At 73.0% G+C, this 13,983-nt stretch carries 14 protein-coding genes; 9 read left to right on the top strand and 5 right to left on the bottom strand.

What is annotated here, in order from left to right:
- Positions 1-13: 13 nt before the first annotated feature.
- The 5 genes from Ade02nite_RS46495 to Ade02nite_RS46475 all read right to left on the bottom strand — a co-directional run bounded on the left by Ade02nite_RS46495 (position 14) and on the right by Ade02nite_RS46475 (position 6,050).
- Positions 14-937 (bottom strand): YndJ family protein, encoded by a 924-nt coding sequence (locus tag Ade02nite_RS46495; protein WP_239169564.1) that lies wholly within the window; start codon positions 935-937, stop codon positions 14-16.
- Between the two features lie 547 nt (positions 938-1,484).
- A complete protein-coding gene (locus Ade02nite_RS46490) occupies positions 1,485-3,050 on the bottom strand; it encodes a beta-N-acetylhexosaminidase (protein WP_239169563.1) in 1,566 nt (521 codons plus the stop codon).
- The gene (locus Ade02nite_RS46485; RefSeq protein ID WP_203777848.1) at positions 3,050-3,889 is read right to left on the bottom strand and encodes a carbohydrate ABC transporter permease; all 840 of its coding nucleotides are present in this window, start codon (positions 3,887-3,889) and stop codon (positions 3,050-3,052) included. Before Ade02nite_RS46485 ends, Ade02nite_RS46490 begins: the two co-directional genes overlap by 1 nt.
- Complete coding sequence (locus Ade02nite_RS46480; protein ID WP_239169562.1) at positions 3,886-4,791, bottom strand: carbohydrate ABC transporter permease; 906 nt, start codon at positions 4,789-4,791, stop codon at positions 3,886-3,888. Before Ade02nite_RS46480 ends, Ade02nite_RS46485 begins: the two co-directional genes overlap by 4 nt.
- On the bottom strand, positions 4,788-6,050 hold the full coding sequence (locus Ade02nite_RS46475) for an extracellular solute-binding protein (protein WP_203777847.1): 1,263 nt from the start codon (positions 6,048-6,050) through the stop codon (positions 4,788-4,790). Before Ade02nite_RS46475 ends, Ade02nite_RS46480 begins: the two co-directional genes overlap by 4 nt.
- Positions 6,051-6,236: 186 nt before the next feature.
- Here Ade02nite_RS46475 and Ade02nite_RS46470 point away from each other — a divergent pair, with 186 nt between their 5' ends.
- From Ade02nite_RS46470 to Ade02nite_RS46430, 9 genes are all read left to right on the top strand, one after another.
- Positions 6,237-7,544, top strand: a complete 1,308-nt coding sequence (locus Ade02nite_RS46470) for a helix-turn-helix domain-containing protein (RefSeq protein ID WP_203777846.1) — start codon at positions 6,237-6,239, stop codon at positions 7,542-7,544.
- The gene (locus Ade02nite_RS46465; RefSeq protein WP_203777845.1) at positions 7,541-8,755 is read left to right on the top strand and encodes an amidohydrolase family protein; all 1,215 of its coding nucleotides are present in this window, start codon (positions 7,541-7,543) and stop codon (positions 8,753-8,755) included. Before Ade02nite_RS46470 ends, Ade02nite_RS46465 begins: the two co-directional genes overlap by 4 nt.
- Before the next feature lies 1 nt (position 8,756).
- A complete protein-coding gene (locus tag Ade02nite_RS46460; protein WP_203777844.1) occupies positions 8,757-9,137 on the top strand; it encodes a RidA family protein in 381 nt (126 codons plus the stop codon).
- A gap of 125 nt (positions 9,138-9,262) precedes the next feature.
- On the top strand, positions 9,263-9,565 hold the full coding sequence (locus tag Ade02nite_RS46455) for an urease subunit gamma (protein ID WP_203777843.1): 303 nt from the start codon (positions 9,263-9,265) through the stop codon (positions 9,563-9,565).
- Positions 9,562-9,933 carry an urease subunit beta gene (locus Ade02nite_RS46450; protein ID WP_203777842.1) on the top strand — a complete coding sequence of 124 codons (372 nt, stop codon included), beginning with the start codon at positions 9,562-9,564 and terminating at the stop codon, positions 9,931-9,933. The genes Ade02nite_RS46455 and Ade02nite_RS46450 overlap by 4 nt, the downstream gene beginning before the upstream one ends.
- The gene (locus Ade02nite_RS46445; RefSeq protein ID WP_203777841.1) at positions 9,930-11,648 is read left to right on the top strand and encodes an urease subunit alpha; all 1,719 of its coding nucleotides are present in this window, start codon (positions 9,930-9,932) and stop codon (positions 11,646-11,648) included. Before Ade02nite_RS46450 ends, Ade02nite_RS46445 begins: the two co-directional genes overlap by 4 nt.
- Entirely contained in the window at positions 11,649-12,320 is a 672-nt protein-coding gene (locus Ade02nite_RS46440; protein ID WP_203777840.1) for an urease accessory protein UreF, read from the top strand.
- Positions 12,310-13,119 carry an urease accessory protein UreG gene (gene ureG / locus Ade02nite_RS46435; RefSeq protein WP_307871262.1) on the top strand — a complete coding sequence of 270 codons (810 nt, stop codon included), beginning with the start codon at positions 12,310-12,312 and terminating at the stop codon, positions 13,117-13,119. Before Ade02nite_RS46440 ends, ureG begins: the two co-directional genes overlap by 11 nt.
- A complete protein-coding gene (locus Ade02nite_RS46430; protein ID WP_203777839.1) occupies positions 13,120-13,854 on the top strand; it encodes an urease accessory protein UreD in 735 nt (244 codons plus the stop codon).
- Positions 13,855-13,983: the final 129 nt, after the last annotated feature.

Genomic DNA, 13,983 nt, shown 5'->3' with positions numbered 1-13,983 from the left:
CGCCGCCACGCCGTCACCTCCCGGCCGCCCACCGCCACCACCCGCCGGCCGACGGCCCCATCAGCGCCGAGCCGGCCAGGGCAGCCCCGGAGGCGGCCGGCCCGGACACGGCCGGCCCGGACACAGCGAGCCCGCACGCAGCGTGCTCAGAAGCGGCAGGCCCGGACGCCGTGGATTCGGACGCCGTGGATTCGGACGCGGCGAGCGTGGGCTCGGGCTCGGCTGTCCTGGGTTGCAGGCGGGTGTAGGCGGCCAGGCCGCAGACGGCGAAGCCGAGGGCGTTGGCTACTCCGTGGGTGGCGGCCATCCAGGCCGGCGAAGGGTGGGGCAGGCCGGTGGCCTCGCCGAGGGCCCAGCTGACGGCCAGCGCCATCGAGGCGGCCAGGACCACGGCCGAGACGGCGAGCAGGGTTGCGGTGAGACGGTCCGCGACTCGGGTGCGGGCGTGGCGCCACGTGGACCAGCCCATCGCCCACATGCCCGCGGTGAGGACGAGGGCGCCGGCCAGCTCGACGAACTCGCTGGTGAAATAGCCGGCGAGCACCAGCAGGGTGCCGGTGGGGACGGCGAGGACCGCCGTGTCGGCCGGCCGGCCCGGTGCCAGGCGGCGGTGGAGGCCGGCGATGAGGGCCGCGGCGAAGCCGGCGAAGTGGAAGTGGGCGACGGTCAGCGTCAGCACGCCCAGCTCGAAACCGAACAGGCGGTGGCCGGCCCGCTCGGCGATCAGCGCGCCGGCCGCGATCGCGGGGCTGACCAGGGCCGTCACGAGGGCGATCCGTTCGCGCCAGGCGAGCCGCAACCGGACGGCGTGGAGGGCGAGCGCCGCTGCCGCCAACCCGTAGACCGTCGCGAGAACGACCGCGAACGGCCCGCGCGGCAACCACAGGCTCGCGGCGCCCGCGACCGCGCCGACCAGCCACAGCCGGACCGGCTCCACCGCCCGGCCGCGAACAGAGCCAGCCGCCCCGCCGCGGAGAAACCCACCGAACCGGCCGCGGAGAGGCTCAGCCGCCCCGCCGCGCCGGAGAGGTCTCCCAGCTCGCCCGCGCCGAGAAGCGGGAGGTGTGGCGTCGGCCAGCCGGAGGCCGGCGGGGACCACGAACAGCATGCCGACGGTGATGAGGATGTTGACCAGTGCCCACATGACGTCTCCCCCGCATTGTTGAACACGTTCAACTCTATAGGAGCGGGCCTGGTCACGGCCACCTCGCTGCGGGGACCCGCCCGGATTCGGCAGCCCATGAGGAGACGGCAAAGGCGCGGCGGGCAGCGCGGCGAAGGTGGAGGCGACGGGCGGTATGGCAAGGGCGGCGGCGCGATGGCATCGGCCGGAGGGCGGCGCGGCGAAGGAGGGCGGAAGGCGACAGCCGGCGCGGCAACAGGAAAAGGCGGGCGGAAGGCGACAGCCGGCGCGGCAACAGGGAAAGGCGGGCGGACGCGACAGCCGGTGCGGCGAAGGAGGGAGGGGGCATGGGGCGCGGCGGCTACGGGCGTGGAAGGTCGGCGGTCATTTGCGCGAGCTCGGCCAACCGGTCCGGCAAGGTGCGCGGGTTGCCGGGAGCGTCGGGCCGGGCGTCCCACGGGCGGGGCCCGGCAAGCGGGCGATAGTTGACCCCCAGGGCGTCCAGCCGGGCCAGGTGGACGGGCAGACGCTCCACAAACGACTCGTAGGAGCGGGTGGGCGCGCCCCAGACGGCCTCGGCGAAGGCGCACAACCGGGGATAGGTCATATAGTCGACGCGGCGGGCGTGCTCCATGTGCTCGGTCCAGACGTTTGCCTGGCCGCCCAGGACGTGGGCCTCCTCGGCCGAGGTCAGGCCGGGCGGGACGGGGTCGAAGCCGTAGACGTCCTCCAGGGTGAGGAGGGTGCCGACCGGGGTGGGCTCGCCAGGGTCGTCGGACTGGCGGTAGTCCAGGTAGACCTTGATGTCGGGGCAGGAGACCACGTCGTGGCCGAGGCGGGCGGCCACGGTGGTGGGTGTGGGGCCGCGCCAGGCGGCCACGACGGCGCCTGCCGGAGCGCCGCCGGCCAGGATCTCGTCCCAGCCGTAGACGCGGCGGCCCCGGGTGGCCAGGTGGTCGGCCATCAGGGCGGTGAACCACGGTTGTACGCCGTGCAGGCCCACCCGGTCCGCGATGGGGCTGCCCTGCCACTCCCCGGGCGGGCACTCGTCGCCGCCGATGCCGATCAGCTCCGACGGGAAGATGTCGCAGATGTGGTCGAGCACGTCGCGGCAGAAGCGCAGCGCCTCGTCGCCCATGTTCAGCACGTGTGGCGAGATGCCCCATGTGGTGCGGACGCCACCGTCGAAGCCGTTTCCGAGATGGGGGTACGCGGCCACGGCCGCCTGCATGTGGCCGGGCATGTCGATCTCGGGCACTACGGTCACGTGCCGGTCGGCGGCGTACGCGACGATCTCGCGGAGGTCGTCGCTGGTGTAGAAGCCTCCGTGCGGGCGGCCGTCGTCGCGGCCGTGGACGCGGGAGCCCAGCATCGAGGACGGGCGCCACGCGCCGACCGTGGTGAGCCGGGGCCATCGGGGCACCTCGACGCGCCAGCCCTGGTCGTCGGTCAGATGCAGGTGGAGCACGTTGAGCTTGTGGAACGCGGCCAGGTCGACGAAGCGCAGCACGTCGGCGACCGGCATGAAGTGGCGGGCGACGTCGAGCATCACGCCGCGCCACGCGAACCGGGGGTGGTCCGCGACGGTGACCGCGGGGACGTCCCAGCCGACGGGACCGGCCCGGCGGAGCGCGGCGGGGTGCAGCAGCTGCCGCAGGGACTGGGCCGCGTAGAAGACGCCGGCCGGCGAGCCGCCCACGAGGTCGAGCGCGCCGGGAGCGCACGTCAGCTCGTACCCCTCGCGGGTGAGGGAGGGATCGATGCGCAGCGTGATCCCGCGCCCGCCGGGCGGAAGCGGGCAGCGCAGGGCGTCGCGGAGCCAGGTGGCGACGCCCTCGAGGCCGGGGCCGACGGTCATCGGGGTGCCGGCGGTGAGCCGGAAGGCACCGGGACCGGGCCGGGCCGAGACGGGCAGCGGGATCATCATCAGTCCTTCACCGCCCCGCCCAGGCCGGCGACCAGGCGGCGGCGCACCAGCAGGAAGAAGATCAGCACCGGGATGGTCATCAGGGTCGAGGCTGCCATGATGGCGCCCCAGTCGTTCTCGTCGGGTTTGAAGAAGACGAGCAGCGCCATCGGCAGAGTCTGCCGGTCGGTCGCGCTGATGATGAAGGTGCGGGCGAACAGGAAGTCGTTCCAGGCGGTGATGAAGCTGAACACGCTGGTGGCGGCGAGGCCCGGGGCCACCAGCGGGAACAGGATCCGCCAGAGGACCGTGAAGCGGCTCGCGCCGTCGAGTTGCGCCGCCTCGTCGAGCTCGTCGGGGACGGCGGCGACGAAGCCGCGCAGCATCCAGACCGCGAACGGCAGGGTGAACGCCGTGTGCACGAGCATCAGCGAGCCGAGCGTGTTGAGCCCGATGCCCGGCACCGTCGCGCCGATGTCGCGCACCAGGAAGAACAGCGGAATGGTGAGCGCCTCGACCGGGACCATCTGGCAGATCAGGAAGAGCACCAGCACGGTCGTGCGCATCCGGAAGCGGAACCGGGTCAGCGCGACCGCGGCCAGGAACGCGCACAGCCCGGAGGCCACCACCACGACCAGCGCGACGAGGACGCTGTTGAGCAGGTAGCGGCCGAAGTCGTCGACGGTGAGCACGCGCCGGAACGCGTCCAGCGACGGCGCCAGCGTCCAGGGGCGCTGGTGCAGCGACTGGATCTCGCCGGGCGGCTTCACCGCGGCGAGCACCATCCAGTAGATGGGAAAGATCGTCGCAACGGCGACGAGCACGGCCAGCCCGTCCAGCAGGCGGCGGGTGATCCTCACAGCGGCTCTCCCGATCGGCGCAGGGTGCGCAGGTAGAGCAGGGTGACGGCGAGCAGGATCAGGGTCATGACGACGCCGATCGCGGCGCCGAGGCCGTACTCGCTGCTCGCGAACGCCTGCTGATAGGCCCAGACGTTGAGGGTGAGGTTCTGCCCGGCGAGGCCGCCGCCGCGCGTCATCACGTAGATCTGGGTGAAGACCTTGAAGTCCCAGATGATCGACTGGATCACCACGATGGCGAGCAGCGGGCGCAGCGCCGGCACCATGATCCGCCAGAAGATCCGCCAGGAGCCCGCGCCGTCGATCGAGGCGGCCTCCAGCACGGACTTGGGGATCGCCTCGATGCCGGCGTAGAGGGTGACCATCACGAACGGGAACGAGTGCCAGACGACCACCGCGCCGACCAGGCCGAACGCGGTGTACCGGTCGTACATCCAGTTGAAGCCGTCCAGGCCGAGCACCTGGTTGACCAGGCCGAGGTCGGTGTCGAACAGGAACATCCACACCGTCGAGCCGGACACCGCGGGCACCGCCCAGGCGGCCATCGCCGCGAGCGACAGCAGCAGCCGTGGCACCCGGCTGATCCGGGTGAGCAGCACGGCGAGGCCGGCGCCGACGGCGAGCGTGGCCAGCACGCAGGCCGCGGCGAAGGCGACGGTGGCGGTCAGCACCGACCAGAACTGCGGGTTGCCGAGCAGGGTGGCGTAATTGTCGGCGCCCACGAACCGGGTCGGCTGGCCGCCGCTGACCTGCGCCTGCCGGAAGTCCAGCACGGAGAGCAGGCCGAGCTGCCACATCGGATAGGCGAAGAGCGTGCCCAGCACGATGGTCGCGGGCAGCAGCAGCCAGACGGGGGTGAGGCCGCGCCGCCTTTTGAGCGGCGCGGCTGTTACGGCGGTCACGATCCGAGAGCCGCCTTGATCTGGGTGGCGGCCTCGTCGGTCGCCTGGTCCACCGTCGCCTTGCCGGTGGCCACCTTCTCGATCATCGTGGGCAGCACGGCACCCGAGTCGACCTTGCCCCAGCCGGGGTTGAGCGGCACGAACTTGGTGCCCGCCGCGATCGTGTCGACGAACGGCTTGACGAACGGGTCCTTCGCGGCGACCTCGTCGGAGGCGGACTTCAGGGTCGGCAGGTTGCCCATCGCCTCGTACATCTTGATCTGGTACTTCTTGCTCGCCAGCAACGTCAGGAAGTCCGCGGCGAGGGCGGGGCGCCGGCTGTTCTTCATGATGCCGAGGTTGTTGCCGCCGGCGAAAGCGGGCGCGACCGACCCCGGCTCGCTGCCCGGCAGCGGGATGACGGCGTACTTGCCCTTGGCGGCGCCGGCGTCGACGGCCGCCCGGTTGAAGTTGCCGAGGATGCCCATGCCGGCCTTGCCGCTGGCGAACAGGTCGACCGTCTTGCCGCCGGTGAGGTCGGCGCAGTTCTGCGGCGGGCAGTTGTCGGCGGCGATCAGATCCGTGTACGCCTTCAGCCCGGCCCGCGCCTGCGGCGAGTTGATCGCGGTGATCTCCCCGCCGGCGTCCCAGACGAACGGCATGGCCGCGTAGGTGTACTTGCCGCCCACGGCCAGGCCGAACATCTCCGGCTTCTTCGCCCGGATCGTGCGCGCGGCCTGGGTCAGCTCGGCCTGGCTCTTCGGCGCCTGGAGGCCGAGCTCGGCGAACAGGTCGGTGCGGTAGTAGAGCGCGCGGACGCCGACGTACCACGGGACGCCGAGCAGCGTGCCCTCGTACGTGGCGGTGGCCTTGGCGTCGGCGGTCAGGTCGCCGCCCTCGGACCAGGCGCTCACCGCCGGGCCCAGGTCGGCGAGGCCACCGGCCGCCGCGTACTCGGGCAGGTCGGTGTTGCCGTACTCGACCATGTCGGGAGCGCTGGCCGGGTCGTTGAAGGCGCCCTTGAAGCGCTCGCTGCGGGTGTCCACGGCGATGTACTGCACGTCCACGTCGGCGCCCGGGTGGGCGGCCTTGAACTCGGCGATCGCCTCGCCGACGACCTTCTCCTTCGGCGCCCGGTTGGGCTCGTCGAAGAGCCACACCTTGAGGGTGCCGGTCTTGGCGCCGCCGTCGGACGGTGCCGCCGACGGTGCCGAGGTGGACGGCGTGCAGGCGGTCATGGTGAGGGCCAGGGCGGCGAGGGCCGCGAGACGTTTCTTCATCAACACTCCTGCTGTTTTATTCGAGCCAGGTTCGTTAATGGTTCGTTGATTGATGCGCTACAGAGTGCGGTCCAGTTCACTTCTCGTCAACCTCTTCCCTTGTAAATTCCCGGGTGCTTGACGGCGGGCGAGGATTCGAGCACGCTACGGAAGCCCATTAACGAACCACTTCTGAGGACGTACGCGATGGTGATCGGTCTGGTCCTGCACGCGGGACACCGCGACCAGTTCGCCGACGCGGCCGCGACCGTCTCCGGCGTCGACCTCTCCTGGGCGGTCTACGAGCGCGAGGACCAGATCCGCGACCGGGTCGCCGCCCTGCTGCGCGACGAGAAGCTCGACGGCCTGCTGCTCGGCCTGGCCCCGTACGCCCGGGCGCGTGACCTGCTCCCGCCCGGCCTGCCGGTCACCGTCACCCGCTCGGCCGCGCTCGACCTCGCCCTCGCCTGGGCCCGCGCCCGCGGCAACGGCTGGCCGGCCACCCCGGTCAGCATCGACACGTTCGACCAGGAGACCGTCGACGAGGTGGCCGGCGCGCTCGGGCTGGACCGCGCGGCCATCGCCACCCAGCCGTTCGACCCCGAACGGCCGATCGCCGACGTCATCGCGTTCCACGCCGAGCACCTCCAGCGCACCGGCGCCCCGTACGCGATCAGCGTCCGCATGGCCGTCGCGTCGGCGCTGGCGGGCCGGGCCACCGTGCTGCACGCCCTCGCCACGCCCGCCACCATCCGCGCCGACCTGCACGAGCTCGCGCTGCGGATCCGCAACCGGCAGGCCGACCGGCGGCGCTTCGCGGCCGGCGTCTTCCTCGTCGCCAAGCCCGAGGAGAGCCCCGGCCTCGACCGCGCCCGGGCGGGCCTGCACCACCTGCTGCTCAACACCCCGGAGTTCGCGGACGCGTGGATCGACCACCGCGGCCCGCGCGGCCTGCTGGCCTTCGCGCCGGCCGCGCTCTTCGAGACCGTGACCCACCGGTGGGTCAACCTGCCCGCGCTGGCCGAGGCGCGCGAGACCCTGGGCGTACGGGCGGTCGCCGGCTTCGGCATCGGCGCCACCGCGCGGCTCAGCGTCACCCTCGCCGAGCGGGCGGCGGCCCGGGCCGAGCAGGACACCGACCCGAGCGCGTACCTGTTCACCGACGACGGCATGACGATCGGGCCGATGGGCGCCTCGGGCGTGCCGCTCGCATACACGTACCGCGAGCACGGCGGCATCGAGTCGCTCGCCGGCCGGGTGGGGCTCAGCGCCGCCACCCTGTCCCGGCTGGCGGCGATCGAACGGGGCCTGGAGGGCCGCCCGGTCTCCCCCAGCGACCTGGCCCGCACGCTGGGCATCACCGACCCGAGCGGCCGGCGGCTCATCCGCAAGCTGAGCGAGGCCCGGCTGGTGGTCGGCGACGGCAGCTCCCAGATGCACCGCAAGGGCCGGCCGACGCGGCTCTACCGGCTGGCCATCACCTCGGCGCTGCCGGCGGAAGAGGGCATGCCGTGACGTGGGATCTGCTGCTGGCCGGCGGCGAGCCGTTCGACGTGGCGGTGGCGGGCGGCCGCATCGCGGCGGTCGGCGGCACCCTGCCGAGGGACGCGCGCACGATCGTGGACGTCGGCGGGCAGCTGGTCACCCCCGGGCTCATCGACATGCACACGCACGTCGGGCCGGGCTACTGGGGGATCTCCCCGGACCCGATCGCCTGGTACTCGGGCGTGACGACCTGGGTCGACGCCGGGTCCGCCGGGGCCTACACGATGGGTGGCCTGCGCGACGTCGTCGCCCGCAGCGACGTGCGCGTGGCCGCCCTGCTCAACATCTCGGCCGTGGGCCTCGCGGGGCGCACCGGCGAGAGCCGCAACCTGGACAACTGCGACGTCTCCCTCGCGGTCGACACCGTGCAGGCCCATCGCGAGCTCGTTCGCGGCATCAAGGTGCGGATCGACCGGGACACCGTCGGCCCGCACGGCGTCGAGCCGCTGCGGCGCGGGCTGGCCGTCGCCGACCGCTGCGGCCTCCCGGTCATGGTCCATATCGGTACGGCGCCGCCGTCACTCGACGAGGTGCTCGCGCTGCTGCGCCCCGGCGACATCGTGACGCACTGCTCCAGCGGCATCGCGGCGCCGCTCGGGCCCGCGATCAAGGCGGCCGTCGCGCGCGACGTGCGGCTCGACATCGGACACGGCTCCGGCGGGTTCGCCTTCGACGTGCTGGAGCGGCAGCTCGACGAGGGCATCATCCCCGACACGGTCTCCACCGACCTGCACTGCCGCTCGCTCTACGGCCCGGTCTTCGACCTGCCGACGACGATGGCGAAGCTGCTCGCCGTCGGCCTCGCGCTGCCCGACGTCCTCGCCATGGCGACCACCCGGCCCGCGGAGATCCTCGGCCTGCCGGGCGGCACGCTCACGCCCGGCGCCCCGGCCGACCTCGCGGTCTTCGACGTCCGCGACGAGGAGCACGACGTCGTCGACGCGCACCGCCAGGTCCGCCGCGCGCCGGTGCGGCTCGTCAACACGGCGACCTACGTCGCGGGTCGCCTGCTGGCACCGCGGCTGCCGGCCGCGCCGCCGCCCTGGGTGCCGCTGACCGAGGCCCAGCGCGCGGCGCTCGACCGGCGCCAGCACGATCTTCGGGAGATGCTCGCCGCGCCGCTGGTCGGCGCGGACGGGCTCGCCGAGCAGTTTCCGCGTACATCAGAGAAGGAATGCTGACATGCCCAAGCGCGCCATCAACACCGACAAGGCCGGACCGGTCGGCGGGCCGTACTCGCAGGCGATCGTCGCCGGCGACTTCATCTACCTGGCCGGCGCGATCCCGTCGCTGCCGGACGGCACCCGCGTCACGGGCAGCTTCGCCGAGCAGGCGCACGCCGCGTTCCGCAACCTGGCCGCGGTGGCCGAGGCCGCCGGCAGCAGTCTCGACCAGGCCGTCCGGCTCGGCGTCTACCTGCGCGACTTCGACGACTTCGCCGAGATGAACGAGATCTACAAGCAGTACGTCTCGGGCCCGAACCCGCCGGTGCGCACCACGCTGCCGGTCGCCCTGGTCGGCTTCGACATCGAGATCGACGCGGTCCTCTACACCGGAGCCTGAGCGAGTTTCCCCGCTTCCGTGCGCGCGAGCTGGTTTGATCGTTCTGTCAGCTTGCGCCACGGGCGGGGTAACACGTGCGAAACGTCGAGCTGCGAGGCTCGCGGAGCGCTACCAGGGAGGTCCGGTTGTTCCTCAGCCAGCACGAGCAGGAGCGCCTGCTCATCCACGTCGCCGCCGACGTCGCGCGCAAGCGGCGGGAGCGCGGCCTCAAGCTCAACCACCCGGAGGCCACCGCGATCATCACGGCGTTCCTGCTGGAGGGCGCCCGCGACGGCCGCACCGTGGCCGAGCTGATGGACGCGGGACGGCGGGTGCTCACCCGCGAGGACGTGATGCCCGGCGTGCCCGAGATGCTCGCCGAGGTGCAGGTCGAGGCGACCTTCCCGGACGGCACCAAGCTGGTCACCGTGCACGGGCCGATCGCATGATCCCCGGCGAGATCCTGCCCGGCGACGGCGCCATCGAGATCAACCCCGGCCGTACGAGGCTCGCGCTGACGGTCCGCAACACCGGCGACCGCCCGGTGCAGGTCGGCTCCCACTTCCACTTCGCCGAGTCGAACGCGGCCCTCGACTTCGACCGCCAGGCCGCCTGGGGACACCGCCTCGCCGTGCCCGCGGGCACGTCCGTCCGCTTCGAGCCCGGCATCCCCCGCGACGTCGAGCTGGTGGCCCTCGCCGGCGCCCGGATCGTCCCCGGCCTGCGCGGCCTGTCCGGCGGCCCTCTCGACGCCGTGGCCGCCCCCGACGTTCCTCAGGAGACGGCCGAAGAGCCCGAGAACGGGAGCTCGCGATGACCACGCTGGACCGCGGGCGGTACGCGGCCCTCTACGGCCCCACGCAAGGCGACCGGATCCGGCTCGCCGACACGAACCTGCTCATCGAGGTCGAGGAGGACCGCAGCGCCGGCCCGCGCCCCGGCGACGAGGTGGTCTTCGGCGGTGGCAAGGTCATCCGCGAGTCGATGGGCCAGTCCCGGGCCACCCGTGCCGAGGGCACGCCCGACACGGTGATCACCGGCGCGGTGGTGCTCGACCACTGGGGCATCGTCAAGGCCGACGTGGGCATCCGGGACGGGCGGATCGTCGCGCTCGGCAAGGCCGGCAACCCGGACACGATGGACGGCGTCCACCCGGACCTGGTCATCGGGCCCGGCACCGAGGTCATCGCCGGCAACGGCAAGATCCTGACGGCCGGCGCGATCGACAGCCACGTCCACCTGATCAGCCCGACCGTGCTGGACACCGCGCTGGCGTCCGGCATCACCTCGATCGTCGGCGGCGGCACGGGACCGGCCGAGGGCACGAAGGCCACGACGGTCACGCCGAACTCGTGGCACCTCGCCCGCATGCTGGAGGCGCTCGACACGTACCCGGTGAACGTCCTGCTGCTCGGCAAGGGCAACACGATGTCGGCCGAGTCGATGTGGGAACAGCTGCGCGGCGGGGCCGGCGGCTTCAAGCTGCACGAGGACTGGGGCACCACGCCGGCGGTCATCGACGCCTGCCTGAAGGTGTGCGACGCCTCCGGGGTGCAGGCCGCGATCCACACCGACACGCTGAACGAGGCGGGCTTCGTCGAGGAGACGCTGCGCGCGATCGCGGGGCGCTCGATCCACGCGTACCACACCGAGGGTGCCGGCGGCGGGCACGCGCCGGACATCATCACGGTGGCCGGGCAGCCGAACGTGCTGCCGTCGTCGACGAACCCGACGCGCCCGTACACCCGCAACACCCTCAGCGAGCACCTGGACATGCTGATGGTCTGCCACCACCTCAACTCGGCGGTGCCGGAGGACCTGGCGTTCGCCGAGAGCCGCATCCGCCCGTCCACCATGGCCGCCGAGGACCTGCTGCACGACCTCGGCGCCATCTCGATGATCGGCTCGGACTCGCAGGCGATGGGCCGCATCGGCGAGGTCGTGATGCGGACGTGGCAGACCGCCCACGTGATGAAGGCCCGCCGCGGCGCCCTTCCCGGCGACAACGCGGCCGACAACAACCGGGCCCGCCGCTACGTCGCGAAATACACGATCTGCCCGGCGACGGCACACGGCATGGCCGGCGAGGTCGGCTCGGTGGAGCCCGGCAAGCTCGCCGACCTGGTCCTCTGGGACCCGGCGTTCTTCGGCGTGCGGCCCGCCCTGGTCCTCAAGGGCGGCATGATCGCGTACGCCCAGATGGGCGACGCGAACGCCTCCATCCCGACCCCGCAGCCGATGCTCCCGAGACCCATGTTCGGCGCGTACGGCGTCGTCCCGGCCCAGACCTCGGTGGCCTTCGTCGCCCCCGCCGCGATCGACGCCCTGCTGGGCGACCGCATCGGCGTGAAGCGGGCCTTCGCCCCGGTGGCGGACACGCGCACGGTGACAAAGGCGGACATGCCGCTGAACGACGCGCTCCCGCACATCGAGGTGAACGCCGACACGTTCGAGGTCCGCGTCGACGGCGAGATCATCGAACCGGAGCCGGTGACGGAGCTGCCCATGGCCCAGCGCTACTTCCTCTTCTAGATGTCTCTCGCGACCCTGCTGCTGCTCGCGGACGGCCGGCTCCCGTCCGGCGGCCACGCCCACTCCGGCGGCCTGGAGGCCCAGGTCGCCGCCGGCCGCGTCCGCGACCTCGACGGCCTGGCCGCCTTCCTCCGCGGCAAGCTGGCCACCGCGGGCCTCGTCACGGCCACCTTCGCCGCGGCGGCGTGCCATCGCGCCCACGCCGGCGCTTCCCCTCCGAACATGTCCGAAATAAGCGAACTGGACGACGGGCTCGATGCGCGGACGCCGTCGGCGGCGCTGCGGAAGGCCTCGCGCGCTCAAGGACGAGCGCTCCTGCGCGCGGGCCGCGCCATGTGGCCCGTACCCGAGATCGGTCGTGAACCTCACCAGCCCGTCGCCCTCGGCGTGCTGGCGACGGCCGCCGGCCTCGGACCGCTCGAAGCCGCCGTCGCGGCGGCGCACGGCACGGTCACCGGCTGCGCCAGCGCCGGGGTGCGGTTGCTCGGGCTCGATCCCTACGCGGTGCACGGGCTCCTGGCCCGGCTCGCCCCCGACTGCGACCGGGTGGCTGCCGACGCCGCCGCCCGGTCCGGCGACCCGGTCGACGACCTGCCGGCCGCGGGCGCTCCCCTGCTCGACATCGGCGCCGAGCTTCACGCCACCTGGGAGGTGCGTCTCTTTGCATCCTGAAACGTCCGAACCGCACACGCACGGCCCCGACGACGTGCCGCACACCCACCCCGACCCCGGCGTCGACCCGCACGCCCCGCTGCCCGAAGCGCCCCGCGCGCTGCGCATCGGCATCGGCGGCCCGGTCGGCTCGGGCAAGACGGCCCTGGTCGCCGCCCTCTGCCGGGCCCTCGGCGACGAGCTGCGGCTCGCGGTCGTGACCAACGACATCTACACCACCGAGGACGCCGACTTCCTGAAGCGCAACGGCGTCCTCCCGGTGGAGAGGATCCGGGCCGTCGAGACGGGCTGCTGCCCGCACACCGCCATCCGCGACGACATCTCCGCCAACCTGGACGCCGTCGAGGATCTCGAGACCGAGCTCGGCCCGCTGGATCTCGTCCTGGTGGAAAGCGGCGGCGACAACCTCACCGCCACCTTCAGCAAGGGCCTGATCGACCAGCAGATCTTCGTGGTCGACGTGGCCGGCGGCGACAAGGTGCCCCGCAAGGGCGGCCCCGGCGTCACCACAGCCGACCTCCTGGTGATCAACAAGACGGACCTGGCCCCGCTGGTCAACGCGGACCTGTCGGTGATGGACCGCGACGCCCGGGCCCGCCGCGGCGAGCTGCCCACGGTCTTCCTGTCGCTGGTCGAGGACCGCGCCGCCACCCCGGTGGCCGACTGGATCCGCGCCCTGGTCGCGACTCGGGCCCCGTCCGCCGGCCCCGCTCCGGCCGCCGCCCACGCTTCGACCACCGCCCACGCTTCGACCACCGCCCACGCTTCGGCCACCGGCCGCGCTTCGGCCGCCGGCTGAATGCAAGCGCACGCCCGGGTCGCCGCCGAGCCCGACGGCCACGGCGGCACCCGGCTCGCCGTTCTGCACGGCGAGTCACCCCTGCTGCCCCGGCGCACCGGCCCCACGACGATCCACCTGGTGGGCGGCGCCGCCGGCCCCCTGCGCGGCGACCACCTGCGCCTCGAGATCTCCGTAGCCCCCGGCGCCACCCTCGAGATCCGCAGCGTCGCCGCCCAGCTCGCCCTGCCCGGCCGCGCCCACCTGCCGCCGTCCCGCTTCGAGATCCACGCCACCGTGGCCGAGAACGCCCGCCTGCGCTGGCTCCCCGAGCCCCTGATCGCCGCCGCCGGCTGCGACCACGTCACCATCACCACGGTCGACGTGGCCCGGGGCGGCCACCTCCTCTGGCGCGACGACCTGGTCTGTGGCCGCCACAACGAGGACCCCGGCGACGTCCGCACCGAGACCACCATTCGGTACGCCGCAAAGACGCTCTACCGCCACGATCTCACCGTGGGCCCGTCCGCCCCGGCCTGGTACGGCCCCGCCATCCTCGGCGGCACCCGAGCGATCGGCACCCTGGTGACGACCGCTCCCCTGCCCCCGGGCCCCTTGACCGGCGAGGCCGCCGTCATGCCGCTGGCCGGCCCCGGCTTCCTGGCCACCGCGGTCGGCACCGACATCCGCCAGGTGCGCGCGGCCCTGGACCCGCTATGCGCAGCGAGGGCGGCTTCGGCCACCCTCGCTGCTTGATCGTCGCTCCTTCACCGTTCAGAGGTTTTCCACAGCCCAGCCCTCTGTCCACAGGCCCCCACACGATCTTGCGAATTTCCACGACAATGACCTGCGGGGGCTCCCCCTGGGAGGGCGGGCGCTTGTGGG

Origin of the sequence: Paractinoplanes deccanensis, from assembly GCF_016862115.1 — a bacterium.
GTDB lineage: Bacteria > Actinomycetota > Actinomycetes > Mycobacteriales > Micromonosporaceae > Actinoplanes > Actinoplanes deccanensis.
This window is presented reverse-complemented; position numbering and strand designations above follow the sequence as displayed.

Coding starts and splice junctions, on each gene's coding strand:
- Ade02nite_RS46490 (WP_239169563.1), bottom strand. CDS start 3,050: ATGATGATCCCGCTGCCCGTCTCGGCCCGGCCCGGTCCCGGTGCCTTC.
- Ade02nite_RS46475 (WP_203777847.1), bottom strand. CDS start 6,050: ATGAAGAAACGTCTCGCGGCCCTCGCCGCCCTGGCCCTCACCATGACC.
- Ade02nite_RS46470 (WP_203777846.1), top strand. CDS start 6,237: ATGGTGATCGGTCTGGTCCTGCACGCGGGACACCGCGACCAGTTCGCC.
- Ade02nite_RS46460 (WP_203777844.1), top strand. CDS start 8,757: ATGCCCAAGCGCGCCATCAACACCGACAAGGCCGGACCGGTCGGCGGG.
- Ade02nite_RS46450 (WP_203777842.1), top strand. CDS start 9,562: ATGATCCCCGGCGAGATCCTGCCCGGCGACGGCGCCATCGAGATCAAC.
- Ade02nite_RS46445 (WP_203777841.1), top strand. CDS start 9,930: ATGACCACGCTGGACCGCGGGCGGTACGCGGCCCTCTACGGCCCCACG.
- Ade02nite_RS46440 (WP_203777840.1), top strand. CDS start 11,649: ATGTCTCTCGCGACCCTGCTGCTGCTCGCGGACGGCCGGCTCCCGTCC.
- Ade02nite_RS46430 (WP_203777839.1), top strand. CDS start 13,120: ATGCAAGCGCACGCCCGGGTCGCCGCCGAGCCCGACGGCCACGGCGGC.